General features: G+C 74.3%; 20 protein-coding genes. 5 read left to right on the top strand and 15 right to left on the bottom strand.

All coding sequences use genetic code 11. The annotated features are described in order from the left end of the window. Positions 1-33 precede the first annotated feature (33 nt). Positions 34-513 carry a heme-degrading domain-containing protein gene (locus tag FB00_RS02325; RefSeq protein ID WP_047231143.1) on the bottom strand — a complete coding sequence of 160 codons (480 nt, stop codon included), beginning with the start codon at positions 511-513 and terminating at the stop codon, positions 34-36. Between the two features lie 26 nt (positions 514-539). Between FB00_RS02325 and FB00_RS02320 the strand changes: the two genes are divergently transcribed. After that, positions 540-1916 (top strand): ADP-ribosylglycohydrolase family protein, encoded by a 1377-nt coding sequence (locus tag FB00_RS02320; RefSeq protein ID WP_082140869.1) that lies wholly within the window; start codon positions 540-542, stop codon positions 1914-1916. Positions 1917-1987: 71 nt separating this feature from the next. Here FB00_RS02320 and FB00_RS20850 read toward each other — a convergent pair whose 3' ends face one another. From FB00_RS20850 to FB00_RS02285, 7 genes are all read right to left on the bottom strand, one after another. Beyond that, the gene (locus FB00_RS20850; protein ID WP_052877374.1) at positions 1988-4150 is read right to left on the bottom strand and encodes a purple acid phosphatase family protein; all 2163 of its coding nucleotides are present in this window, start codon (positions 4148-4150) and stop codon (positions 1988-1990) included. A gap of 228 nt (positions 4151-4378) precedes the next feature. Continuing rightward, the gene (locus tag FB00_RS02310) at positions 4379-6061 is read right to left on the bottom strand and encodes a collagen-binding domain-containing protein (RefSeq protein ID WP_047231142.1); all 1683 of its coding nucleotides are present in this window, start codon (positions 6059-6061) and stop codon (positions 4379-4381) included. Positions 6062-6276: 215 nt separating this feature from the next. After that, complete coding sequence (locus tag FB00_RS02305) at positions 6277-7137, bottom strand: PaaX family transcriptional regulator C-terminal domain-containing protein (protein WP_047231141.1); 861 nt, start codon at positions 7135-7137, stop codon at positions 6277-6279. Continuing rightward, positions 7134-8411 (bottom strand): kynureninase, encoded by a 1278-nt coding sequence (locus FB00_RS02300; protein WP_047231140.1) that lies wholly within the window; start codon positions 8409-8411, stop codon positions 7134-7136. Before FB00_RS02300 ends, FB00_RS02305 begins: the two co-directional genes overlap by 4 nt. After that, on the bottom strand, positions 8408-9538 hold the full coding sequence (locus FB00_RS02295; RefSeq protein WP_052877373.1) for a hypothetical protein: 1131 nt from the start codon (positions 9536-9538) through the stop codon (positions 8408-8410). The genes FB00_RS02300 and FB00_RS02295 overlap by 4 nt, the downstream gene beginning before the upstream one ends. Continuing rightward, a complete protein-coding gene (gene kynA / locus FB00_RS02290) occupies positions 9535-10404 on the bottom strand; it encodes a tryptophan 2,3-dioxygenase (RefSeq protein ID WP_047231139.1) in 870 nt (289 codons plus the stop codon). The genes FB00_RS02295 and kynA overlap by 4 nt, the downstream gene beginning before the upstream one ends. Before the next feature lie 56 nt (positions 10405-10460). Next, a complete protein-coding gene (locus tag FB00_RS02285) occupies positions 10461-11150 on the bottom strand; it encodes a histidine phosphatase family protein (protein ID WP_047231138.1) in 690 nt (229 codons plus the stop codon). A gap of 92 nt (positions 11151-11242) precedes the next feature. Here FB00_RS02285 and FB00_RS02280 point away from each other — a divergent pair, with 92 nt between their 5' ends. After that, positions 11243-12184 carry a ribonuclease Z gene (locus FB00_RS02280; RefSeq protein ID WP_047231137.1) on the top strand — a complete coding sequence of 314 codons (942 nt, stop codon included), beginning with the start codon at positions 11243-11245 and terminating at the stop codon, positions 12182-12184. Positions 12185-12321: 137 nt separating this feature from the next. On the opposite strand, the gene FB00_RS02275 is transcribed toward FB00_RS02280, so the two are convergent. Further along, positions 12322-12747 (bottom strand): ChaB family protein, encoded by a 426-nt coding sequence (locus FB00_RS02275; protein WP_047231136.1) that lies wholly within the window; start codon positions 12745-12747, stop codon positions 12322-12324. Between the two features lie 187 nt (positions 12748-12934). Here FB00_RS02275 and FB00_RS02270 point away from each other — a divergent pair, with 187 nt between their 5' ends. Further along, on the top strand, positions 12935-13615 hold the full coding sequence (locus tag FB00_RS02270; protein ID WP_047231135.1) for a hypothetical protein: 681 nt from the start codon (positions 12935-12937) through the stop codon (positions 13613-13615). A gap of 93 nt (positions 13616-13708) precedes the next feature. Here the strand turns inward: FB00_RS02270 and FB00_RS02265 are convergent, their stop codons facing one another. The 5 genes from FB00_RS02265 to FB00_RS02245 all read right to left on the bottom strand — a co-directional run bounded on the left by FB00_RS02265 (position 13709) and on the right by FB00_RS02245 (position 20475). Next, complete coding sequence (locus tag FB00_RS02265; RefSeq protein ID WP_047231134.1) at positions 13709-14494, bottom strand: glycerophosphodiester phosphodiesterase; 786 nt, start codon at positions 14492-14494, stop codon at positions 13709-13711. Further along, positions 14491-15882 carry an ABC transporter substrate-binding protein gene (locus FB00_RS02260; RefSeq protein ID WP_047231133.1) on the bottom strand — a complete coding sequence of 464 codons (1392 nt, stop codon included), beginning with the start codon at positions 15880-15882 and terminating at the stop codon, positions 14491-14493. The genes FB00_RS02265 and FB00_RS02260 overlap by 4 nt, the downstream gene beginning before the upstream one ends. A 155-nt stretch (positions 15883-16037) precedes the next feature. Further along, positions 16038-16955 (bottom strand): carbohydrate ABC transporter permease, encoded by a 918-nt coding sequence (locus FB00_RS02255; RefSeq protein ID WP_047231132.1) that lies wholly within the window; start codon positions 16953-16955, stop codon positions 16038-16040. Beyond that, positions 16952-18010 (bottom strand): carbohydrate ABC transporter permease, encoded by a 1059-nt coding sequence (locus FB00_RS02250; protein ID WP_419865511.1) that lies wholly within the window; start codon positions 18008-18010, stop codon positions 16952-16954. Before FB00_RS02250 ends, FB00_RS02255 begins: the two co-directional genes overlap by 4 nt. A gap of 287 nt (positions 18011-18297) precedes the next feature. Further along, positions 18298-20475 (bottom strand): family 43 glycosylhydrolase, encoded by a 2178-nt coding sequence (locus FB00_RS02245; RefSeq protein ID WP_052877372.1) that lies wholly within the window; start codon positions 20473-20475, stop codon positions 18298-18300. A 267-nt stretch (positions 20476-20742) separates the two neighbouring features. Here FB00_RS02245 and FB00_RS02240 point away from each other — a divergent pair, with 267 nt between their 5' ends. Further along, positions 20743-22071: an FAD-dependent monooxygenase gene (locus FB00_RS02240; protein WP_047231131.1), complete on the top strand. Its 1329-nt coding sequence runs from the start codon at positions 20743-20745 to the stop codon at positions 22069-22071. A 41-nt stretch (positions 22072-22112) separates the two neighbouring features. Then, positions 22113-23000: an HNH endonuclease gene (locus FB00_RS02235; protein WP_047231130.1), complete on the top strand. Its 888-nt coding sequence runs from the start codon at positions 22113-22115 to the stop codon at positions 22998-23000. Positions 23001-23032: 32 nt separating this feature from the next. On the opposite strand, the gene FB00_RS02230 is transcribed toward FB00_RS02235, so the two are convergent. Then, positions 23033-23776, bottom strand: coding sequence for a VWA domain-containing protein (locus FB00_RS02230; protein ID WP_197088716.1), 744 nt, complete (start codon positions 23774-23776; stop codon positions 23033-23035). Between the last annotated feature and the right edge of the window lie 38 nt (positions 23777-23814).

The following is a 23814-nucleotide window of genomic DNA, read 5'->3' as shown; positions in this document are numbered from 1 at the left end:
CCCTCGGGTGCCGGCCCCGTCCGTCTGCCCGGCTCAGCGGAGGAAGGACCGCAGGGCCTCGGTGACCAGCGCGTGGTCGTCCCCCTGGGCGAGCCCGGACACCGTCACGACGCCGACGATCCCGACGCCGTCGACACGGATCGGGAAGGCGCCGCCGTGGGCGGCGTACTCCTGGAGCGGGAGCTGGTGCTGCTCGGCGAACGTCGTCCCCTTCGCGCGGGCGCGCAGGCCCACGAGGTACGACGACGCCCCGAACCGCTCGACGACCCGCACCTTGCGCTCGACCCACGAGTCGTTGTCCGGGGTCGTGCCCTCGCGCGCGGCGTGGAACACCTGCTGCGGGCCCTTGCGGACGTCGATCGTCACGGGCAGGTCGCGCTCGTCGGCGAGCTCGACGAGCAGGCAGCCGAGCCGCCACGCGTCGTCGTGCGTGAAGGTGCGGAGCACGAGGTCACGCTCGTCCGCCTCGACGGAGGCGATGAGGGCGGCGAGGTCGTCGGGCGTCGTCGTCATGCCGCTCATCGTGGCACGATCACGCCGTGACGACGACGCCGCCTCCGCCCTCCCGCGAACCCCTCGACCCGCTCGACCACGGGCTGCTCGACCGCGCGTCGGGCGTGCTGCTCGCCCAGGCGGCGGGCGACGCGCTCGGGGTGCCGTACGAGTTCGCGCAGCCGCCCGGCCCGGGGCAGCCGGAGGCGGTGGCGGTCATGCGCGGCGGCGGCCTCGGCCCGTACGCCCCCGGCGAGTGGAGCGACGACACCCAGATGTCGGTGTGCGTCGCCCGGGTCACGGCCGCCCACGACGTGCTCTCCCAGGTCCCGGACGCGTTCGGCGCGACCCCGCTCGACGAGGTCGCGGCCGCGTTCGAGGCGTGGCGCACCGGGGGCGCGACCGACGTCGGGGCGCAGACCGCCGCCGTGCTGCGCGACGCCGCCGCCCGCCGGGGACCCGCCGCGACGCGCCTGCGCGAGGCGTCGGCCGCCCTGCACGCGGCGACCGGACGCACGGCCGGGAACGGCGCGCTCATGCGCACGGGCGTCGTCGGGCTGGTCGCTCTCGACGACCGGGACGCGACCGCCCGCGCGGCCCGGGCCGTCGCGGAGATCACGCACACCGACCCGCTCGCCGCCGAGTCGTGCGTGCTCTGGTCGGAGGCGGTGCGCGTCGCCGTGACGGAGCAGCGTCTCGACGCGCGCGCGGGGCTGGACCTCCTCGACCCGGACGCGGCGGCGCGCTGGTCCGCATGGATCGCGGACGCCGAGCTCGCGCGGCCCACGGCCGACCTGCGGCAGAACGGCTTCACCGTCACCGCTCTCCAGGCGGCGTGGCACGCGATCGCGACGACCGCCGCGCCGCAGGGTTCGACGTTCGCCCACCGCGACCACCTCGCGGCCGCGCTCCAGGCCGCCGTCTCGATCGGCGGCGACACCGACACGGTCGCGGCCATCGCCGGCGCGCTCCTCGGCGCGCGCTACGGAGCCCGCGCCGTGCCGGACGAGTGGGCGCGGGCCGTCCACGGCTGGCCCGGGATCGCGCGGCGCCAGCTCACCGCGCTCGCCCGGCGCACCGCGCAGGGCGGCCTCGTCCGCACGGGCGCGCTCGCGCCGGCCGGCGCCGAGGCGGTGCGCACGCAGTACTGCCCGCTGTGCGGCACGCTGCTCCGCGAGAACCCTCGCTACCCGCGGCACGTGTGCGCGTGGTGCGAGGCCGATGTCACCGACGAGGCGGGTCGCGCCGTCTCGCTGACGAACGTGGACTTCGGCGGCGGCTACCAGGCGCACTACCTCGACCGCTCCCCCGCGTCCGACGCGGTGCGGAGCGGGCGCGTCTGGATCGGCGGCGTCGAGCACCGGGCGCGCGACGCCCGCTTCGGCGGGATCGTCGTCGAGCCGCTCGACGACGCGACCTCCTGAGACGCCGAACCCGGGGTCGTTCCCCAGCGCGAGCGTGCGCTGGGGAACGACCCCGGGTTCGGCAGGGAGGTTCAGCCGCAGGTGACCGCCGGGTAGGCCACGTCCTGCGCGGAGGAGGCTCCGCCGTCGGGCAGCGCGCCCCTCACGGTGACGGATCCCGCCTCGGCCGCGACGGACCGCGTCGAGAACGACTGGTACGCGGCCTTGCCCGGCGCGACCGCCGCGAACGTCCGCGTGCCGAACGGCGTCGCGAGCGTGACGTCGGCGGGCACGTCGCCCGTGTTCGTCGCGCGGACCGCGACGTACGCCGTGCCGGCGAGGCAGCGCGCGCTGGTCTCGGCGTCGAGCGCGGGGCCCGCCGCGTCCTCGCGCTGGAGCGTCACCCGGTCGACGACGCGCTGCGACCCGGTCGCGTAGGTGGTGACGGTCAGGGACGTGGGCGTGACGTCCAGGTCGGAGTAGCTGGCCTCGCGCGACTGCTCCCAGCGCGCCGTCCACGGCTTGGCGCCGTCGAAGTCGTAGAACTTCGACCCCGACGACGAGTTGCCCGTGAGGTAGAGGACCTGGTCCTCGTCCGGGGTGAGCACGTCGCCCTCGGCCGGCGCCTCGGCCGGGACGACGGGCGTCGCGCCCTCCATGAGGTACGACCGCGTGTAGATGTGGTCGTGGCCCGCGAGGACGAGGTCGACGCCCAGGTCGCTGAAGACGGGCGACAGCGCCTCGCGCATGCGCACCACGTCGGTGTCGCGCGAGTGGAACGCCTGGCTGTAGAGCGAGTGGTGGAACGTCACGACGACCCAGTCGTACGCGTCACCGTGCGTGCCGATGACGTCGCGCAGGAAGGCCTCGTGGCCGGCGATCTCGGCCGGGTCGGAGTCGTTCGAGTCGATCGCGACGACGAGCACGTTGTTGTACGCGTACCAGTAGTCGCGGCGCTGCTCGGTCGAGAGGTTCGGCATCGCGTAGTGCTGGTCGTAGAGCGCCGACGCGGTGTCGTGGTTGCCGTCCTGGACGGCGAAGCGCAGCTCGCGCATCTGGCGCGGCGCGAGGAACCCGGCGTACTGCGCGGTGCTCCCCGCGTTCTCCACCTGGTCGCCCGCGGAGATGAGGAACGCGGTGTCCGGGTGCCGCGCGGTCATCGTGTCGAGGTTGGCGGCCCACCGTGTGGCGTCGTTCGTCGCGTTGCCGCTCGCGCCGATCTGCGCGTCGCCGATGAACAGCGCGCTGAACTCGTCGCCGAACGTGCCCGTGGTGAACGTCGTCGGCGCGGACCAGCCGGTGCTCGCGCTGCCGACGCGGTACGCGTAGGCCGAGTCCTCCTCGAGGCCGGTGATCGTGGCGTGGTGGTAGGTCGAGCCGTCCGCGGCCGTGCCGTCCCGGGACGACGAGGTCGCGGCCGCCTGCCAGTCGACCTCGCCGCCCGCTGCGTCGGCACGGGTCCACTGCACCTCGCCCGCGCCGGGGAGGGTCGAGAACCACGCGACGTTGGCCTGCGTCTCGTCCGCGCCGACGTTGAGGGCGACGTCGCGCACCTCGCCGTGCGTCGGGACGAGCGAGCGCACGTCGAGGTAGATGTCCGAGCTCGTCGGCGCGTCCTGGTAGAGCGCGACCGAGATCGTGTTCTCGCCCGGCGCGAACGCGTCGGAGGGGATGACGAACGTGCCCGTCACCGGGTCCGTGCGGCCGTTGCCGTGGTACTGGAGGTTCTCGGTGATCTCGCGGCCGTCGTCGCCCAGGCGCACGACCTCCTCGCCGTTCACGTAGACGATCGCGGCGTCGTCGTAGACGATCTCGCCCTCGAACGCGGGGACGCCGTCGAGGTCCGCCGCGGTGAGCTCCACGTCGGTGCGGAAGAAGAACGTGGGCACGTCCGTCGTCGTGCCCTCGATGTACTGGGTGAGGAGCGTGGTGATGGGGAACGCGGCGCCGATCCCCGTCGCGGCACCGCGCTTGGCGCCGAACGCACCGGTCGCGGTCTTCCACGCGGAGTCGTCGAACGCGGTGGTCGTCCACGCGCGCTGGTCCGCCGCAGTGCCGGCCGAGGTACCGGCCGGGTTCGTGTTGTCGTCGAGGTAGCGCCAGGTCGTGCCGGACGTCGAGAGCAGGGACTCGTCGGCGGCGGCCGTCGAGGTCGCGGTCGCGGCGACGAGCACCGTGCCGACGAGCGAGACGGCGAGCGCCGACGCCGCCGCGCGCGCGAGCGCGCCGGGCGGCCGGGAGGCGTGCGGGTTCATGGGTTCCTTCGCAGGTCAGGGGTCCGCGCGGCGACGACCGTCGGACCACCGTGGCGGCGCCGGACCCGTGGTGGGAAGCGCTGTCACCGTACGGAGCCGGGGTGGCGGGCACCCGTCCGCCCGGTGAACTCCCGACGGCGCGCAGGTGGCCGTCCAGGGCGCGCCCGAACACGACGACGCCGCGCCCCCGAGATCGGGGACGCGGCGTCGGGCGTGCGAGGTCGCGGGTCAGGCGTCCTGGCGGCGGCGCAGGACGAGGACCGTGACGCCGAGCACGACCAGCACGGTCGCCGCGAGCGCGACGCCCCAGGCCTGCACGCCGGTCGTGGCCAGGCCGTCGGAGCCGCCGTCGGCGGCAGGCGGCGTCGGCGCGTCGGGCGTGACCGGCACGGTCGGGGGCGTGGGCTCGGTCGGGGTGGGGGTCGAAGGCGTGGGCGTCGGCTCGACCGGCGTGTCCGCCGTGTTGGTCAGCACCACCGCGACGTCCGCCGTGGTGCCGATCTCGACGCGCACGGTCCCGTCGTCGCCCGGCTCGACGGCGGCGCCGTCGACCTGCCACGTCGGCTCGCCCCACTCGACCCCGTCCACGGCGGGGAGACCCGGCTCGGACAGCACGACCTCGGTGCCGAGCGGGAGGTCGGCGACGGTCGCGGAGCCACCCACGGGCACGGTGAGCTCGCCCGTCGACCCGTCGGCGTCGTACGCGACGGTGAAGGTCGTCCCCGCCGGAACGGTGGAGGCGGCGTCACCCGCGACGCGCTTGGTGACCGTGAGGCTGCCGGTCTCCACGACGGGCTCGGTGGCGCACGGGATCGAGCCGGCGAAGAGATAGGCGTGCGCCTCGCCGCCGAGCAGCGTGAGGTTCTGCGCGACGACCTGGCCGTCGAGCGGGGCCGCCTCGACCGTCAGGTCCGCGGTCGGCGCGTAGACCGACCCGTCGAGACGCGTCCCGCCGGTGCCGAGGGTGACCGGGCCCTCGAGCTGCGAGAGGTCCCACAGGACGGAGCGGGCCGCCGCACCCTCGGCGCCGAACACCGAGCCGCGCAGGTCGGTCGTCCCCGCGGGGACGGAGACGACCAGCGGGGTGTCGGCCGACGGGAGCACGCCGTCCGCGAACTGCACCGTGTACGCGTCCGCGATGGTGGCGTAGTCGACGACGTTCGGGCGCCCGGGCTCGAGCGCCGAGAGCACGACGCGGTCGCCGACGTCCTCGGCCACCGAGAGCACGTGGGCCGAGCCGCTAGGAACCAGGTCCGCGAGGCACTGGCGCACCTCGGCCGTCTCCGTGGCGCCCGCCTCCACGTACGCGGCGACGGAGTCGCGCTGGGTCGCCACGGTCGTCGCGCCGTCGGGCCACTTCTGGTTGGTCGCATCGATCGACGGGGCCTCGTCGACCTCGGTGCGGTACCGCACCCAGTCGCCGCGCTGGTAGGTGTCGAACGCGGGGTCGTCACCGACGACCTTGAGGTAGCCCTCGAGCTCGGCGCCGCTGTCGGCCGGGACCCCGGCGTTCGTGATCTGCGCCAGCCCGGACGTCGGCGCGTAGGACCCGACGAGCAGACGGGTCGGGTCGCCGTCGACGGTCGGGATCGTGTAGTCGGCGGTCCCGGCCACCTGGTGGACGATCGCGTACATGCCGCCCTCGGCCCGGACGCTCAGCTCGCCACCGACGGCGACGGACCCCTCCGTCTCGTGGTTGTCGAGGCGGGCGTCCTCGCGTGCGTAGACGCTGAAGCCACCGGCCAGGTCGAACGGGTTGACCGCGTCGGCGGCCGTGGCGCTCGTCGCGGGGACGACGAGACCCGCACCAGCGAGGAGGCCGACGGAGAGGAGCGCGGCGGCCGGGCGTCGGCGAGAGCGGCGGGGGGTCGAGGGGGTCTGCTGTTCAGGTGTCAGGGTCGAGCGGGTCATCACTACCTGGGTCTCGGTGTCGCGGGCGACGGGGTCGGACGACCCGTCCCGACCACCGTAGGCAGACTTGGACGCTCGTCCAGGTCTGAGACCCGGGTGAAGTCACACCGGTGTGAGCAACCCCACCACGCGTGGTGGCCGATGCCTCCGCAACTGTCGGCGATTTCCGGATCGGGTCCACCCGCGGAGCACGACGCTCCGGCCTTCTGCCCTGGTCAGCGGCCCGTGACGGCGCGGACGTGTTCGCGCGCGCCTGCCGCGAGGACCGCCCGGAGGTCGCCGAACCGGGCGATGCTCGACGTGCCGGGCCAGTCGGCGGGCAGCGCCGAAGGAGGCAGGCCCGGGTCCGCGTACGGGATCGGCCGCCAGTCGTCGACGGCGCGTACCCACCGGGCGAACGCGGCGCGCGGCGGGCCGTCCTCCGTGACGGGCGGGCCGCCGTCGGGCACCGAGCCACGACCTGCACGGGAGGCACCGTGCCGCGCGAGGAACGCGCGGTGCAGCGCCGCGACCCGGTCGAGGTCCCACCACCGCGCCGCCGCGTCCGCGAACGACCCCGCGACGCGCGGCGCCCCCGCGAGGAACACCGTCGCGGCGTCGCGGACCTCCAGCGCCAGGAGGATCTCCTCGACCTCGTCCACGAGGTGGCCCGGCGCGATCCACAGCCCGTCCGCGACGGTTCCCGCGCCGATCCACGCGAGGTGCCGCCGGAGCTGGTGGCGCGCGGCGCGCCGCTCCTCCGGCAGCGAGTACGACACGAGGCACCACGGGTCGTCCTCGCCCTGCTGGCGGTAGGCGAAGATCCGCCGGTCACCCTGCTCCAGCATCCGGCCGGCGCCAGGCGCGAGCCGGTAGCCGGCCCGGCCGTCGACGGTCTCCGGGGCGAGCAGCCCCCTGGCCTTCGCCCGCGAGACCGCGCCGCGCGCGCCGACGGGCGGGACGTCGAGCGCGCCCAGCAGCTCGACGAGGTCGGCTACCGCGACCACCCCGCCGACGTCGCGCAGGTACAGCCCGACGACGGTGCGCAGCAGCGACGTCGTGCTCCCGGGCCGGGAGTCGAGGTCGTCGAGGATCACGCGGTGCCGTCCGCGCCCGCCGACGCGCCCGTGGTCGCCCGGGCGCCGAGCACCTCGAGCAGCGCGTCGCGGACCGCCTCGACGCCGACCCGCACCTCCTCGAAGCTCGTGGAGAGCGGGGACAGGCCGAGGCGCAGACCGTCCGGGCGACGGAAGTCGGGGATGACGCCGCGCTCCCACAGGAGCGGGAGCGTCGCCTCGAACGCGTCGTGGTCGACGGTGACGTGGCTCCCCCGGCGGTCCGGGTCGCGCGGCGACGCGTACCGCGCGCCGAGCGGGAGCAGGAGGTCGTCCACGAGGGCGGTCGCGTGCTCGGTGAGCGCGACGGACTTCGCGCGGACCGCCGGCATCCCGGCGGCGTCGACGAGGTCGAGCATGTCCTGCATCGCGAGCATCCCGACGATCGCGGGCGTCCCCGAGAGGAAGCGCCGGACGCCGTCGTGCGGCGCGTACGCCGGGCCCATCTCGAACGGCGCCGCGCTCCCCATCCAGCCCTGGATCGGCTGCGTGAGCGCGCCCTGGAGGTCGGCGCGCACGTAGCCGAACGCCGGCGCGCCGGGACCCCCGTTGAGGTACTTGTACGTGCAGCCCGCCGCGAGGTCGACGCCCCACGCGTCGAGCTCGACCGGGACCGCGCCCGCGGAGTGGCACAGGTCCCACAGGACGAGCGCCCCGGCGTCGTGCGCGAGCGTCGTGATGGCGGCGGTGTCGCTCACGTACCCCGACCGGTACGCGACATGGCTCAGCAGCACGAGCGCGGTGCGGTCGGAGAGCACCGCGGCGACCTGCTCGGGCGTGACCCCGGCGTCGTGGTCCGGCGTGATCCAGCGCAGCGTCGCGCCGTGCTCGCGCGCGACGCCCTCCAGCACGTAGCGGTCGGTCGGGAAGTTCCCGGCGTCGAGCACGATCTCGTCACGGCCCGAGACCTGCGGCGCCGAGAGCGCGGCGCGCACGAGCTTGTAGAGGATCACCGTCGTCGAGTCGCCGACGAACGTCTGCCCGGGCGCCGCGCCGAGCGTCACCGCGCCGATCCGGTCGCCGAGCGTCAGCGGGAGGTCGTACCACTCCTCGTCCCAGCCGCGGATGAGCCGCGCGCCCCAGCGCTCCGTCGCGAACCGCGCGAGCCGCTCGGCCGACGCGCGCGTGGGCCGACCGAGCGAGTTCCCGTCGAGGTACGCCGTCACCTCGTCCGAGTCGACGAACGCGTCGCGGAACCGCGCGAGCGGGTCGGCGGCGTCGAGCGCGGCGGAACGGGCGGCGTGGTCCTCGGTCATGGTCGTCCTTCCGGCGGGGCGGGGTCGTGGGCGAGGCCGTGTACGGGGCCGCGGGCAGGGTCGCGCCGGACGACGACGGCGCGCGCGAGCCACGTGGCGACGGCGTCGAGGTCGTCGAGCTCGGGCGGGTCGCCGGGGATCCAGGTCGCGAGCGCTGCGTCCGTGCTCGAGTGCTGCGTCCCGGGACGCAGCACTCGCGCGGAGACGCAGCGCTCGGCCGCGGCGTCGTGCGTGAGGGCCCCGACCAGCGCTCGCGCGTCGAGGCCGGCGGCCGCGAGCGCCCGCAGCTCGCGGGCGTTCACGCCGGGCGGGAGCGGCCCGTTGCCGAGGTCGGTGCCGTAGACGACCGTCCCGCCGAGCGCGACGAAGCGCCGCACGTTGTCGATCGCGACGTCCTGCTCGGCCGTCGGGCTCCCCCACCCGTGGACGTCGAGCGTGCTCACCCAGCTCACCCGCGACCCGCCGAACACGACCTGAGGGTCGTTATCCGGCCCTTTTCGACCGTCAAGTCGTGCTCGACGGCGGGCAGGGTCGTGCTCGGCGAGAGGCCGCGGCTCGTTGCGCTGGCGGGGCGACGGGCGGGGGTGGGCCATCGCGGCGAGCAGGTCGTCGGGCAGGCGCTCGGAGAACGGGGCGTGCGCGAGCCGGTCGACGCCGGCCTCGAACGCGCGCGCCGCCATGCCCTTCCCCTCCACGTGCGCGACGACGTCCCGGCCCTGCGCGTGGGCGTGGCCGACGAGCGCGGCGAGCGTGACGTCGTCGGGCACGGGACCGGCGTCGGAGTGCAGGGCGACCTTGACGAACGACGCCCCTGCGGCGACCTGGCGGTCGACGGCGGCGACGGCCGCCTCGGGAGAGCCGACCTCCTCGACCGACCCCGGCGGCGCCCACGACCGGTCCGACGGGTAGCCGCCGGGCGCGGTGAGGAACGCGCCCGCGAACGCGACCTCCGGGAAGCCGGGCCGGCCGGGCCACGTGCGCGCGACGTCGGGCACCCACCCGAGGTCGTGCACGACCGCGATCCCACCGCGCCGCACCGCGACGGGGTCGACGAGGCCGAGGTGCACGTGCGCGTCGACGAACGGCGGGAGCCACGTGCCGCCGTCGCCCGCCCGGCCGAGCCTCACGACCGCCCGATCTCGGTGCGCACCGCGAACAGCTCGGGGAAGAACGTGAGGTCGAGCGCCTTCTGGAGGAACCCGACGCCGCTCGACCCGCCCGTGCCGCGCTTGGTGCCGATGATGCGCAGCACCGTCTTCATGTGGCGGAACCGCCAGAGCTGGAAGTTGTCCTCGAGGTCGACGAGCTCCTCGCACGTCTCGTACGCCGACCAGTACGTCTCCGGGTCGTCGTAGATGCGGCGGAAGACCTCGACGAGGTCGTCGTCGAGCGTGTGCGCGACGGTGACGTCGCGGTCGAGGACGCGCTGCGGGACCTCGTGGCCGTGCCGCGCGAGGTGGCGCAGGAACTCGTCGTAGACGCTCGGCTCGGCGAGCAGCCGGGCGAGCTCGGCGCGGGCGTCCGGCTCGGCGTCGAACACGTCGAGCATGCGCGCGTTCTTGTTGCCCAGCAGGAACTCGACCGCGCGGTACTGCCACGACTGGAAGCCCGACGCGTGCCCGAGGTACCCGCGGAACTGCGCGTACTCGCTCGGCGTGAGCGTCGCGAGGACGGACCACTGCTCGGTGAGCGTGCGCTGCACATGCTTGACGCGCGCGATGCGCTTGAGCGCGGCGCCCAGCTCGTCGGCCGCGAGCAGGTCGCGCGCGGAGAGCAGCTCGTGCAGCACGAGCTTGAGCCAGAGCTCCGTCGTCTGGTGCTGGACGATGAACAGCATCTCGTCGTGGTGCTCCGGGTCGCTCACGGGCTCCTGCGCGGCGAGCAGCGTGTCGAGGTGCAGGTACGACCCGTACGTCATCTGCTCGCGCAGGTCCGTGACGATGTCGGACTCGAGCGCGCGCTCGTTCGGCGCGGGCAGCGGTGCGTCGGCCATCCGCCGAGCGTATGTCACGAACGTGACGACCGCTAGATCTGTGCGATGCGTCGAGGTCAGTCGTCCGCCGCGGCGCGGCGCTCCTCCTCGTCGACGGACTCGCCCGTCGGGTCCTCCGCGACGAGGTCGTCGAGGAACGCGCCGCCCAGCGGCCCGTCGCTCAGCCCGACGAACCGCCAGCCCGACGCCGGGTCCCCCTCGACCTCGACGAGCCCGGTGTTCGCGAGCGGGGTCCACGCGAGCCTGTCGACGTCGACGCCCGCGGCGCGCGCGCACGCCCACGCGCGGATCGCCGCACCGTGCGACACGACGACGGCGGTCTCCCACCCGGTCCGCGCGACGGCCGCGACGGCGTCGTCGTAGCGGGCGAGGAACTCGGTACCGTCGGGGCCGCCGGGCATCCGGCGGCCGGGCTCGCCGCGGCCCCACGCGAACACCGTCTCCAGGTAGGTCGCGTGGTCGTCGTGCTCGGCGGACATCTCCAGGTCGCCCGCGTCGACCTCGCGGAACCCGTCGAGCTCGAGCAGGTCGTAGCCGTGCCGCTCGGCCAGCGGCCCGGCCGTGAGGTGCGTGCGCACGAGCGTCGAGACCGCGACTCCGTCGACGACACGGTCCGCGAGCGCGTCCGGGATCGCCGCGGCCTGGCGCGCCCCGAGGGCGGTGAGGCCCGGCCCGGGCAGGGCGGTGTCGAGCAGGCCGGCGACGTTGGACGGGGTCTGTCCGTGGCGGACGAGGAGCAGGCGCATGGTTCTCCGGATCTCGGGGTCGGTCTCCTGCCACCCTACGAGCCGCCCGACGCGCCGCCCGACGAGCAGAGGCGCCGTGGCAGGCTGGGGCCATGTCCCGCCGCGAGCTCGTCGTCCTCGGGACGGCCAGCATGGTCCCGACCCGCACGCGCAACCACAACGGCTACGTCCTGTTCTGGGACGACGAGGCGATCCTCTTCGACCCCGGCGAGGGCACGCAGCGGCAGATGACGTATGCGGGCGTGTCCGCGACCGACCTCACGCGCATCGCGATCACGCACCTGCACGGCGACCACAGCCTCGGCCTCGCGGGCGTCTCCCAGCGCATCAGCGGCGACGGCGTGCGGCACACGATCGGGGTGACGTACCCGGCGTCGGGGCAGCTGTGGGTCGACCACCTGCTCGACGCGAGCGCCCACTTCCGCCGCGGGCACCTCGAGCTCCAGCCGCTCACGACGGACGGCGTCGTCCCGCCCGTGGCCGGGCGCCCCGAGCCGGGGTTCACGCTGCGCGCGGAGCGCCTCGACCACACGCTGGAGGCGATGGGCTACCGCCTCGACGAGCCCGACGGCCGGTCGCTCGACCCCGCGCTCCTCGCCCGCCACGGGCTCGCCGGACCGGCCGTGGGCGAGCTGCGACGCGCGGGCAGCGCCACGACGCCTGACGGCCGGACCGTCACCCTCGACGAGGTGAGCGGGCCGCGCCCCGGGCAGTCGTTCGCGTTCGTCATGGACACGCGCCTGTGCGACGCCGTGCACCGGCTCGCGGACGGCGTCGACCTGCTCGTCATCGAGTCGACCTTCCTCGACCGCGACCGCGACCAGGCCGAGCGCTGGGGCCACCTCACGGCCCGGCAGGCCGCGACCGTCGCCGCCGAGGCCGGCGTGCGGTCCCTCGTGCTCACGCACTTCTCGCAGCGCTACCCCGACCCGACGGAGTTCTGGCGCGAGGCGCGCGAGGTGTTCGACGGCGAGCTCACCGTCGCGCAGGACCTCGACCGCGTGCGCGTCCCCCACCGCCGTCGCCCCGCCTGACGCCGACGAGCCGACCGCCCGAGGACCACGGCTCTACCTCGCGGAACCAGGGCTCTACCTCGCCGGACCAGAGCTCTACCTCGGCGAGGTAGAGGCGTGGTGGCGCGAGGTAGAGGCGTGGTCGCGGGGGGCCGCGGTCAGTCGCCGCGGGCGCGGCGGGTCGCGCGGTCGTTGGCGCGCTGGATCGCCTCGACGAGCTCGTCCTTGGTCATGGTCGACCGGCCGTCGACGTCCAGGCGGCGCGCGACGTCGAGCAGGTGCGCCTTGCTCGCGTTCGCGTCGACGCCGCCGGCGGTGTCCGTGGTCGAGTCGAGGCCGCCCTCCTCGGCCCTCTCGTCGGACGGGCCGGGCTCGTCCTTGGGCTCCCAGTGGTCGCCGATCTTCTCGTGCGTGTGCTTGAGCGCGGCGAACGCGACGCGTCGCGCGCGCTCCTCGGAGCCGTACTGCTCCCTCGCGGCGTCGTAGGCCTTGGCGAACGTGCGCTGCGCCTTCTCGTCGGAGCGCTGCAGCGTGCTCGGGATCTCGGACTGCTTCGCGTCGCCGTCGCGCGTGGTCTTCGGCACGGGTCACCTCCTGCTGCCCGACGGCGGTCGCCGCCTCCTCCGAGCGTCGCGCCGCGCGCGGGGGCTCGCGCGCCGAGCGGGGTCACGTCGGTGACGGGCAGGGAGGCAGCACGGTGGGAAGGGCAGAGGTGCGCGGCCCCGCGTCCGAGCGAGAGCGTGCCCGGGGTGGCGGACCTACGCTGCCGGGATGTCGAGCGTCCTGCGGTTCCGTGGCCGCATCGCGGGGTGGGGCACGGCGTCCGGGACGCGCGTCGTCGTCGGACGCTGGGACGCGTCGCCGTTCGGCGCGTTCGCCGACGTCATGGTCGAGCGCCCCGACGGCGAGCGCCTCCTGCTCGCGCCGTCGCCGCAGGTCGCGGACCTCGTCGCGTCGACCTACCGCTTCGACCGCGTCGTCCTGACGCCGGTCGCCGTGACGGGCGAGCCGACGGACGCGGCCGACGCCGCGCTCGCCGCCGGTTCCGGGAACGTGGCGGAAGCAGCGGCAGGCCGCGGCCGCCTGCCGGACTGGCACGTGGTGGCCGGGCCGCTCGAGGCGCGGCTCGCCGTCGGGCCCCGGACGTCGTTGGGGCACGTGCTGCGCGCGGTGCCCCGTCGCGTCGCGACGTCGCGGCACCTGACTCCCCTGACCGACCCGGTCGCGCGGGTGCTGCTGCGCGGAGTCCGCACGCGCGGCAGCGCCGGGCCGGGACGCGTCGAGCACTACGGCGCGACCGACGTCCACGCGCTCGTCGCGGCGGAGACGACGTGGGACGGGGAGCCGCTCGGCGACCTGCGCGACGTCGACCCGCCCGTCCGGTTCGGCTTCGGGTCGACGCCGCGCCGACCGAGCGTCACCGACGTCGTCACGACGATCGTCGTGCGGTGAGGCGGCACCAGACGAGACGCCGAACCCGGGGTCCCTCCCCACGCAGCACGCGGCGTGAGGAGGAACCCCGGGTTCGGCGGGGGCGGCCCCCGCTCAGACCGGGCGGGCCGAGAGCCAGCCCGCGAGGCGGTCCGGGCGGTCGGTGATGATCGCGTCCACGCCGAGCTCGACGGCGGCTGCCCAGTGCGCGGGCTCGTTGAGCGTCCACACCGCGACCTCGAGTCCGGCGTCGTGCACGCGCTGCACGAGCCCCGGGTCCTCGAGGAGGAGCAGGCCCATCGGGTTGCACGTCACGACGTCGAGCTCGGCGCACCGCGCGAGCACGTCGTCGTCGAGCGACGCGACGAGCAGCCCGCGGCGCAGGCCCGGGTCGGCCTCGCGCAGCGCCGCGACCGTCTCGGGCCAGAAGCTCTGCGCCACGACCCGGTCGGCGATGCCCGCGAAGCGGATCGGCCCGGTGACGCGCCGCACCTGCTCGACCGTCCACGACCCCTTGAGCTCGAGCAGCAGGTCGGTGCCCGGCCGCCGCACGAGGAGGTCGACGACCTCGGCGAACGTCGGCACGCGCTGGCCGCCGAACGCCGGGGAGAACCACGACCCGGCGTCGAGCGCCCGGATCGCCGCGCGGTCGAGCCGCGCGACCGTGCCGCTGCCGGACGTCGTCGCGTCCACGGTGTCGTCGTGGATGACGACGGGCTCGCCGTCGGCCGTGAGCTGCACGTCGATCTCGATGCTGTGCGCACCGGACCGCCACGCCGCCTCGAACGCGGCGAGCGTGTTCTGCGGCGCGACCGAGCTGTTGCCGCGGTGCGCGATCACGCGCGGGCGCGCGGCCCGGTCCGGCGCGGCGCCCGTGGGCGCGAGGGCCGTCGCCGTCACAGGTACGGCTCCACGTTCTCGCGGTACGCCGTCTCGATGCGCGGCGCGACGGACTCGAACGCGGCCGCCGGGTCCGCGCCCTCGATGACGATCTGCTCGATCGCCTCGTTGAGCAGCGCGTCGGCGCCGGGGACGAACACGCGGACGTCGTCTTGGATGCGCGCCTTGTCGGCGAGCTGGTCGACGGCGGTGCGGAACTGCGGCGTCGTCTCGTAGATGGCCTTCATCGTGTCGGACTCGACGGCCGACGTGCGCACCGGCATGTACCCGGTGTTCTGCGAGAAGTACGCGGTGTTCTCGGTGTTCGTGAGGAACGCGAGGAACATCGCCGCGGCGAGCTGCTGCTCGGGCGACTTCGACGACGGGATCGCGAGACCGGTCCCGCCGGTGGGGGTGCCGCCGCCGGCCGGGCCGTCGGGCAGGTAGGCCGTGCCGACCTCGAACGACGCCGCGTCGAGCGCGCCCTTGAGCGAGCCCGTCGAGCCGATGGTCGAGGCGATGAGACCGGACGAGAAGTCGACCATCGCGTCGTCCGCGGAGAGCGTCGCGACGCCCTTCTCGTGGAACAGCTCGTGCAGGAACTGGCCGCCCGCGACCGACTCCTCCGAGTCGAGCGTGAGGTCGAACCCGTCGGAGTACGCGCCGCCCTGGCCCCAGATCATGTTCTCGAACCACCACGCGCCCCACGACGGCCCGGTGGACAGGCCGAACGTCGAGCCGCCGGCCGGGACGAGCGGCGTGAGCGACGCGTCCCACTCCTCGAGCTCGGCCCACGTCTCGGGGCCGCGGTCGGGCAGGCCGGCCGCCGTCCACAGGTCCTTGTTGTAGTAGAACAGCGGCGTCGAGCGCGCGTAGGGCACGGCCCAGTGCTGGTCGTCGTACTCGTAGTCCGCGTAGAGCGCGGGCTGGAAGTCCTCGGCGTCGGCCTCGACGAACTCGAGCACGTCGTCGAGCGGCAGGATCTGGTCGTTGAGGTGGTAGCGGAACCACCACACGTCGGACGCGATGACGACGTCGGGGAGCTCGTCGGTCTGCGACGCGGCCTGGAAGCGCTGGGCCACCTCGTCGTAGTTGGCGCCGGCCGTGACGAGGTTGACCGTGATGCCGGACTCCTCCTCGAACCGGTCGATGAGCTCCTGCTCGATCTCCTGGGACGTGCCGGGGTGGTTGCTCCACCACGTGATCTCGGACGCGGGCTCGACGGCGGACCAGTCGACGGCCTCGGCCGTCGACTCGTCGCCCGCGGTGCCGGCGCCGTCGGCCCCGGCCACGCTCGGGCCGGCGCACGCGGTGAGCGCGAGGGCGGTGACCGCCGTGAGGGCGGTGGCTGCGGCGCGGGCCCGACGGCGGCGCGCGGGCCGGCCGACGGGTGCGGTGCGGTGGGACACAGGTGCTCCTTCAGGTCGTGCACCGGGTGTCGGTGCGCTTCGGGGAACCCGGACCGCTGCGGGCGGGCCGGGGAGCTCGGTGGTGGTGCGCGGGCACGCGGGTGCGTGGGTCCGCACAGGGCGGGCGCCGTCGTCGGGCACGACGGCGCGGGGTGTCAGCCGGTGACGGCGCCGGCCGTGAGGCCCGCGACGAGGCGGCGCTGGAGGACGAGGAAGACGACGAGGATCGGCAGGGTCACGACGACCGTCGCGGCGAGCAGCACGCCCCAGTTCGTCATGCCGTCGGTGTTCTGGAGCAGCGTCAGTCCGACGGGGAGCGTCATCTTGTCCGGGCGGTCGATGACGAGGAACGGCCACAGGTAGTCGTTCCACTCCGTCACGACGGACACGAGCGCGACGGCGGCGAGCGTCGGCGTGCTCATCGGCACGACGAACCGCCAGAGCTTGCGCCAGTGGCCCGCGCCGTCGAGCTCGGCGGCCTCGAGGATCGAGCGCGGCAGCGTGAGGAAGTGCTGCCGGAACAGGAACGTCCCGAACGCGCTCGCGAGGCCGGGCACGAGGATGCCCTGGTAGGTGTTGAGCCACCCGAGGCTCGCGACGAGCGTGTAGTTGGGGATGATCGTGATCTGCGGCGGGATCATGAGCGTCGCGATGACGAGGCCGAACACGACCTTCTTGAACGGGAAGTCGAGGAACACGAGCGCGTACGCGCACGTGAGGCCCAGCGCGACCTTGAGACCTGCACCCACGACCGTGATCCCGACGCTGTTGGCGAGCAGCCGCCCGAGCGGGATCGAGTCCGCCGCCTGGGCGTAGTTGCCGAGGTTGAGGCTGCCCGGGAGCCACTGCAGCGGGACGGTGTACAGCTCGGCGGGCGTCTTCATGCTCGCGAGCACCATCCACGCCAGCGGCGCGCCGAGCACGACGGTCGCGAGGACCAGGGCAAGATAGCCGCCGGGCTGGAGGCTGCGCCGTCGGCCACGAGGGGTGCGGGGGGCGCGCGGCGCGAGCGCGGCGGGCGTGGCGGGCGCGGTCTCGGGGCGCCCGGTCGTGGTGGGCGCGACGGCGCTCATGCGTAGTGGACCTTCCGCTGGACGAACCGCATCTGCACCGCGGTCACCGCGAGCAGCACGAGGAACAGGACCGTGGCGACCGCCGACGCGTACCCGGCGCGCCCGTTGACGAAGCTCTCCTCGTAGATCGAGTACATGAGCGTCGTCGTCGAGCCGAGCGGGCCGCCCTGCGTCATCGCCTTGATGATGTCGAAGGACTGGAGCGACGCGAGGAGCATCGTCACGACGAGGAAGAACGTCGTCGGGGTGAGCAGCGGCAGGATGATCGAGCGCAGCGCCCGCGCCGACGACGCGCCGTCGAGCGCGGCCGCGTCCTTGAGGTCCTGGGGCACCGACTGGAGTCCCGCCAGGTAGATGAGGGCGACGTACCCGAGGTTCTTCCACAGGTAGACGACGACGATCATCACGAGCGGCCACGGGCGCTGGGTGTACCACTGGGGCGACGCGACGCCGACCCAGCCGAGCAGCTCCTGGACCAGCCCGTAGCGCGGGTCGAACATGAACAGCCACAGGATCCCGACCGCGAAGCCCGACAGCACGTACGGCGCGAACGCGACGGTCCGGGCGACGCCGCGGCCCTTGAGGCGGCGGTTGAGGAGCAGCGCCAGGCCCAGGCCGAGGACCATCGCGCCGCCGACCGTGGCGAGCGTGAAAACGAACGTCGTCGTGACGATGCGGCCCGTCGTCGGGGCGGTGAACCACTCGACGTAGTTGCCCAGCCCGACCGGCCGCGCGACCGGCGACCCGAGGTTCCACTGGAGCGTCGAGAGGTAGAGGCTCTGGAGCAGCGGCCGGTAGACGAACACCAGCAGCAGCACGAGGTTCGGGCCCGCGAGCAGCAGCGCCCACAGCAGGTTCCGTCGACGCCGGCGCGCGCCCAGGCGGCTGCGGTGCAGCGCCTGGACCTCGCGGTCGGCGGGGCCCGACGGCGGAGGGCCGGTCGGTGCGTCGGCGCCGCCGGGTCGTACGGCGGCGGGGTCGGCCGCGGCGGCCGAAGAGGACGCGCGGGGCGCGCCGGGGGAACCCGGGGCGGCCGGGGTGAAGACGGTGGTCACAGGACAGATCCGCTCGGACGAGGGAGGTGGTCACGGCCGGCGCGGCACCCGTCCTGCGGGTGGGCGGCCACGGCGAGCATAGGAAGCGGCCACGCCGGTTTGATCCCCGAATGTCCGAGTGCAGAAAGAGGCTTCGGGCAACGTTCACCGCGTCGTGCCCGGAGTGCCACCTGGGCCTGTGGAGCGGCAACGTGCCGGACACCCTGAGCCCTGACGGCCTCGCGGCACGACGACGCCCGCGGCGCCACTCGTCGGCCGAGCGGTACCGCGGGCGTCGCTGGGGTGCGCTACGCGCAGGTGAGCGCGTCGTACGCGGCCGTCACCTCCGTCGTCGCGCCCGAGACGTCCGTGACGACGACGAGCGCCTCACCGGCGTCGAGGGCGCCACGGGCCTTGAACGACTGGTAGGCGTTCTTGCCCGGGTCGACCTGGGCGAACGACCGCTCGCCGTGCACGGTCCGCAGGGCGATCGCGACGGTCTCGTCGCCGTCGTTCGTCGCACGGACGGCGAGGTACGGGGTGCCGCCGAGGCAGCGGGGCTGCGCGGTGACGGTGACCTGCGGGTCGACGGGCGGCACCTCGGCCGGGAAGACGTCGAGCGCGTCGAGCTCGGTGTACCAGGTGAGCTTGGTCAGGGCGACGGTGTTCCAGCCCTGCTGGAGCTCGACCTCGTGGGTGACCGACTGCCAGTTGCCCCACGTGGTGTGCGGGAACGTGACGACGCCCGCGTCGGCGCCGTTCACCGTGACCGTGCTGGTCGAGGCGAGCGTGTAGCCGCCCCGCTCGGAGCCGTTCGCGAACCGGACCCCGAGCGTGTACGGGCCCGCCTCGTCGGCGTGCACCTGGAGCGCGACGGAGCTGTCGAGGAAGTCGAGCCCGCCGACCTTCTGGCCGCCCGACGCACCCGACGCGCTCCCGACCGAGCCGCGCGTGATGACGCCGTCCTCGAACTCGTACCGCGTCGCGTCGGACGGGATGACGGGCGGGGCCGACGGGCGCGGGTCGCGCGTCGCCGGGTAGACGTCGAACGCGTCGAGCTCGGTGTAGAACGTCGCACGGGTCAGCGTGATGGTGTTGGTCCCGGCGACGAGGTCGACGAGGTGCTCGGACGTCTGCCAGTTGCCCCACGTGGTGTGCGGGAAGACGACGGTCTTCGCGACCTCGCCGTTGACCGCCAGCGTCCCGGTCGACGGCACGCGCGTCGAGCCGTCGAACGACCCGTTGGCGAACCGGATGCCCAGCAGGGCCGGGCCGGCCTCGTCGGCGTGCACCTCGACCGTCACGGACGAGTCCGCGAAGTCCAGGCCGCCGACCTTCGCGCCGCCCGACGCCCCGCCGTCGGCCACGACGCGCGCGTTCGTGACGACGCCGTCCTCGGCCTGGTAACGGTCGGACGCCTGCGGGACGAACGGGACGCCGTCGGCGGTCCACTCGAGGTCCGCGACGTACATCGCGCGGTAGGTGAAGGCCTCGTTCCAGCCGTGGAAGACGATCGCGTCGGAGCCGTCCGGCGCGGTGACGATGTCCTGCCCGCCCGGGCCGCGCACGTCGCCCTGGAAGCGGTCGCTCGTGAGCAGCTCGGTCGTGGCCTTGGTCCACGGGCCGGCCAGGCTCGACGCCGTGGCGTACGAGGTGCGGTAGCCGCCCCCGCCGAAGTCGTTCGCCGAGTAGAAGAGGTAGTACGTGCCGTCGCGCTCGAGGAGCGTCGGGCCCTCGACCACGCGGCCCTCGTAGGCCTTGTCCACGCGGATGAGCTCGACGGGCGGGCCGGTGAGCGTCGCGCCGTCGGGCGAGAGCGGCTGGGCGAAGATGATCGCCGTCTTGCCCGTGCAGCAGTTCCCGTCGGCCTTCCACAGCAGGTACAGCTGGTCACCGTCAACGAACGTCGCGGCGTCGATGGCGCCACCCAGGTCCTCCGTGCCGGCCTCGCCGTTGGGGCAGACGATCGGGTCGTCGCCGACCGGGACGAACGGGCCGTCCGGCGTGTCGGACAGCGCGACGCCGAGGCACTGCCGCGGCGACGTCGCGTCACGCGCCGTGTAGTACAGGGCGTAGCCGCCCTCGACCGCCGAGACCTCCGGGGCCCACACGCAGCGGTCGGTCGCACCGCCCGGCGCGAACGTGCACGACTCGCTGACCCAGGCGCCGAGGTCGGGCGCGACGTCGGCGGGCGCGCTCCACGTGACCAGGTCCGTCGACGTGCGGTGCTGCACGTTCTGGCCCTGATGGTTCGTCGCGTAGGCGTAGTAGACGCCGTCGACGAGCAGGATGTCGGGGTCGGGGAAGTTGGCGTCGACGACCGGGGAGATCGTCGGCTCGGCCACGGCGGTTGCCGCAGCCGGAACGCTCGCCGGGGCCGGCGCCGCCGTGGCGGCGGCCGCGCCCGACACCGCCAGCCCGAGCGCGACCAGCGCACTCGTGACAGCGGTGGCACGCGAGCGCGCGCGGGACAGGGGGAACTTCATGGGGTGTCCTCTCGACGGTGAGGGGGCAAGAACCCGGGACGGCGTCGACCTCGGGGTTTCGAGTGTCCCGGGCCGATCCACACAAGTCAACAACTTCCCGCAATACTCAACATCTCGGTGCTCGTGCGCGAGGTCGTGCGGTGGAAGGCCGTGCGGCGGGAGGCTGACGGCGCCGGGTCGGCGGCAGACCGCGGGGCGATCCCCCGCTCGGGGGACGCGGAGACCGCGGCGCTGCCGTAGCGTCACGACCGTGATCGGGGACGTGCGATGAGGACGGCGCGGGCCGTCGTCGTGGGCGGCGGGATCGGAGGGCTCGCGTCGGGCGTCGCGCTCGCGCGGGCCGGGTGGGACGTCACGGTGCTGGAACGCGCGCCGTCGCTCGAACCGGTCGGCGCGGGGATCGCCGTCGCTCCCAACGCGGTGCGTGCGCTCGGCGCACTCGGGCTCGGCGACCGGCTGCGCGACCTCTCGGCGCTCCAGGGGGAGGTCGGCCTGCGCCGCCCCGACGGCCGCTGGCTCGTGCGCGGGAACGCGGCCGCCGCGAGCGAGCGGTTCGGTGACCAGACCCTCGTGCTCCACCGCGCGCAGCTCGTCGGCATGCTCGCCGGCGCCCTGCCCGACGGCGCGCTCCGGCTCGGCGTCGACACCGCCGTCGTGGACCCCGGCGACGCGGGGCGGCCCGCGCGCGTGCGGGTGCGCACCGGCGGCGGGCCCGAGGCCAGCGGGCCGCGGACCCCAGCGCACGGTCGCGGGTCGGGAGCGGACGCCGAGGAGCCGTCCGACGGCGACCGTCCGGCCGCCGGAGAAGGCGTGGTAGGCGACGCGTCCGGGAACGGCGAGGAGATCGAGGCCGCGCTCGTCGTCGCGGCGGACGGCATCGACTCGCCCACCCGGCAACGCTGGTGGCCGGACGCGCCCGGGCCTGTCTCGGGCCGCTCGACCGCGTGGCGGCTCGTCGCGGAGGCGCCGCCCGGCGAGCCCGACGGTCCCGTCGGGGGCGAGACCTGGGGGCGTGGGATCGTCGTCGGGATCGTGCCGCTCGCCGACGGCCGCGTGTACTCCTACGTGGCCGTCGCCGACGCCGCCGGCGTGCCCGCGTCGTTCGACGAGCTGCGCGAGCGGCTCGCCGACTGGCACGCGCCGATCCCCGAACTGCTCGCGTCCGTCGACCCCGGCCGCGTGCTGCGTCACGAGCTGCGGCAGCTCCCTGCTCCGCCGGTGTCGCTCGTGACCGGACGCGTCGCGCTCGTCGGAGACGCGGCGCACGCGATGCTGCCGAACGTCGGGCAGGGCGGGTGCCAGGCGCTCGAGGACGCCGTCGTGCTCGGCGTGCGCACGGGCGGTACGAACGTCGCGGCCGTGCCGGAGCTCTTGCGCCGGTGGTCGGACGAGCGGCGGCCGCGTGTCGTGAAGGTGATGCGGATGTCGGAGCAGATGGCCGGGATGTCGCGCGTCGTCTCACCCGTCGCGACGACGGCCCGCGACCTCGGCGCTCGCCTCGCCGGGCCATGGAGCGCCGCGCTCGGCTCGTGGGCGCTGCGCGGCGTGCTCGGCTGGCGGCCACCGGAAACTGCCACGGTTGCAGGCGTTCGGTGACGACGCTTGAACGAGAGCCCCACATCTGGTGAGCTCCGCGCATGGACTCCGCCGTCGAAGCCGCGCTCCGCGTGCGCATCATCCAGTGGGTGCAGGACCAGGCTGAGGCTAACGGTGGTTTCCTCCATCGAGACCAGCTGCTCGACTTCCACATCGACGGCCAGAAGCTCCCGGTCATCGACTACTCCCGCGGGATCCGCAACCCTCGACCCTTCTCGTCGACGCTCTCCATCGTGACCTCAGCGAGCGGACCCTACGACGACACCGAGTCCGAGGACGGGCTCCTCCACTACGCGTACCGCTCCGGCGACCCCTGGAGTGGGGACAACCGGAAGCTGCGCGAGGCGATGACGAGCGGGATGCCGCTCATCCTCTTCCGCAAAGAGGTCCCGAACATCTACACACCCGTCGCCCCGGTGTTCGTCGTGGACGACGAGCCGGAGAACGGTCAGTTCCTCATCGCGCTCGACGAGGCGTTCCGGTTCATCCCCGACCCGGCTCATCTCACGACACCGCAGCGCGAGTACGCACGGCGGCTCGCCAAGCAACGACTGCACCAGCCGGCGTTCCGGACGCGCGTCCTCGTCGCGTACGAGACGCGGTGCGCGATCTGCGAGCTCAAGCACGGCGCTCTCCTCGACGCCGCGCACATCGTCCCGGACAGCGACGAGCGCGGGGTGCCGACCGTGAACAACGGTCTGGCGCTGTGCAAGATCCACCACGCCGCGTACGACCAGAACATGCTGGGCGTCACCCCGGACTACGAGGTCCGCATCGCGATGAAGCTCCTGGAGGAGATCGACGGCCCGATGCTCAAGCACGGCCTCCAGGAGATGCACGGCCGGCAGCTCAGCGTCCCGCGCCGACGCTCGGACCGCCCCGACCGGGAGCTGCTCGCCTGGCGCTTCGAGCACTTCGGCCGCGCGTAGCGCGCCCGGCGCAGTCCGCAGCGGTACTCGGACTACGGCCGGGCCTGGTGAGCGCCGGATGCCTCGACCGCGGGACCACCTGCACCCCGAGACTGCGTGCTGGGTCGAGGGCGCGGCTCTGAGCCACCAGCCGCGGCTCGGTCCGCCTCCGTGTACACGGCGTGCTGGTCGCGCGCCGCAGCGGGCGGCGCGCCCGCGGCCATGGCCGTGCGCATCCCGGCCATGCTGCGCGACGTCGCGGCGTACGCCTGGTCGACGTTGGCCGTGTCGTACGTGAGCGACCGCTCGCGCTTCACGCCGAGCGACGCGCCGACCTCGATCGCGTCCTGGTTGGCGCCCATGTAGAGGAACGTCCAGCCGAACTGCTCCTCGCGCTCGGTGACGAGCGCCTTGATCGCGGCGTGCGTGTACTCCTTGGAGGCGTTCTCGAGGCCGTCGGTCATGATCCCGACGATCACGGCGCCGGGCCGCTGGTCCTCGGGGAGCTGGGCGATGCGCAGCGCGGTGGTCTGGACGAGTCGCCCGATCGAGTCGAGCAGCGCCGTCATGCCGCGCGGTCGCAGGTCGAGCGGCGGGACCTCGCGCACGTCGAGGTCGGTGTAGACCTCCTCGTACTCGTTGTCGAACTGCGCGAGGGTGACCGTGCACCGGCCGGGCGCGTCGCGCTGCTCGGCGAGGAACAGGTCGAAGCCCTGCTCGGTGGCCTGCTTGATGGTCTGCATGGACCCGGACCGGTCGAGCAGCATGGCGAGGTGCGTGAGGGTCTGGTCAGGCATGGCGGTTCCCTTCGTCGTGCTGCTGGACGGACGGCGTG

Origin of the sequence: Cellulosimicrobium funkei (assembly GCF_001019615.1) — a bacterium.
Lineage (GTDB): Bacteria > Actinomycetota > Actinomycetes > Actinomycetales > Cellulomonadaceae > Cellulosimicrobium > Cellulosimicrobium cellulans_E.
This window is presented reverse-complemented; position numbering and strand designations above follow the sequence as displayed.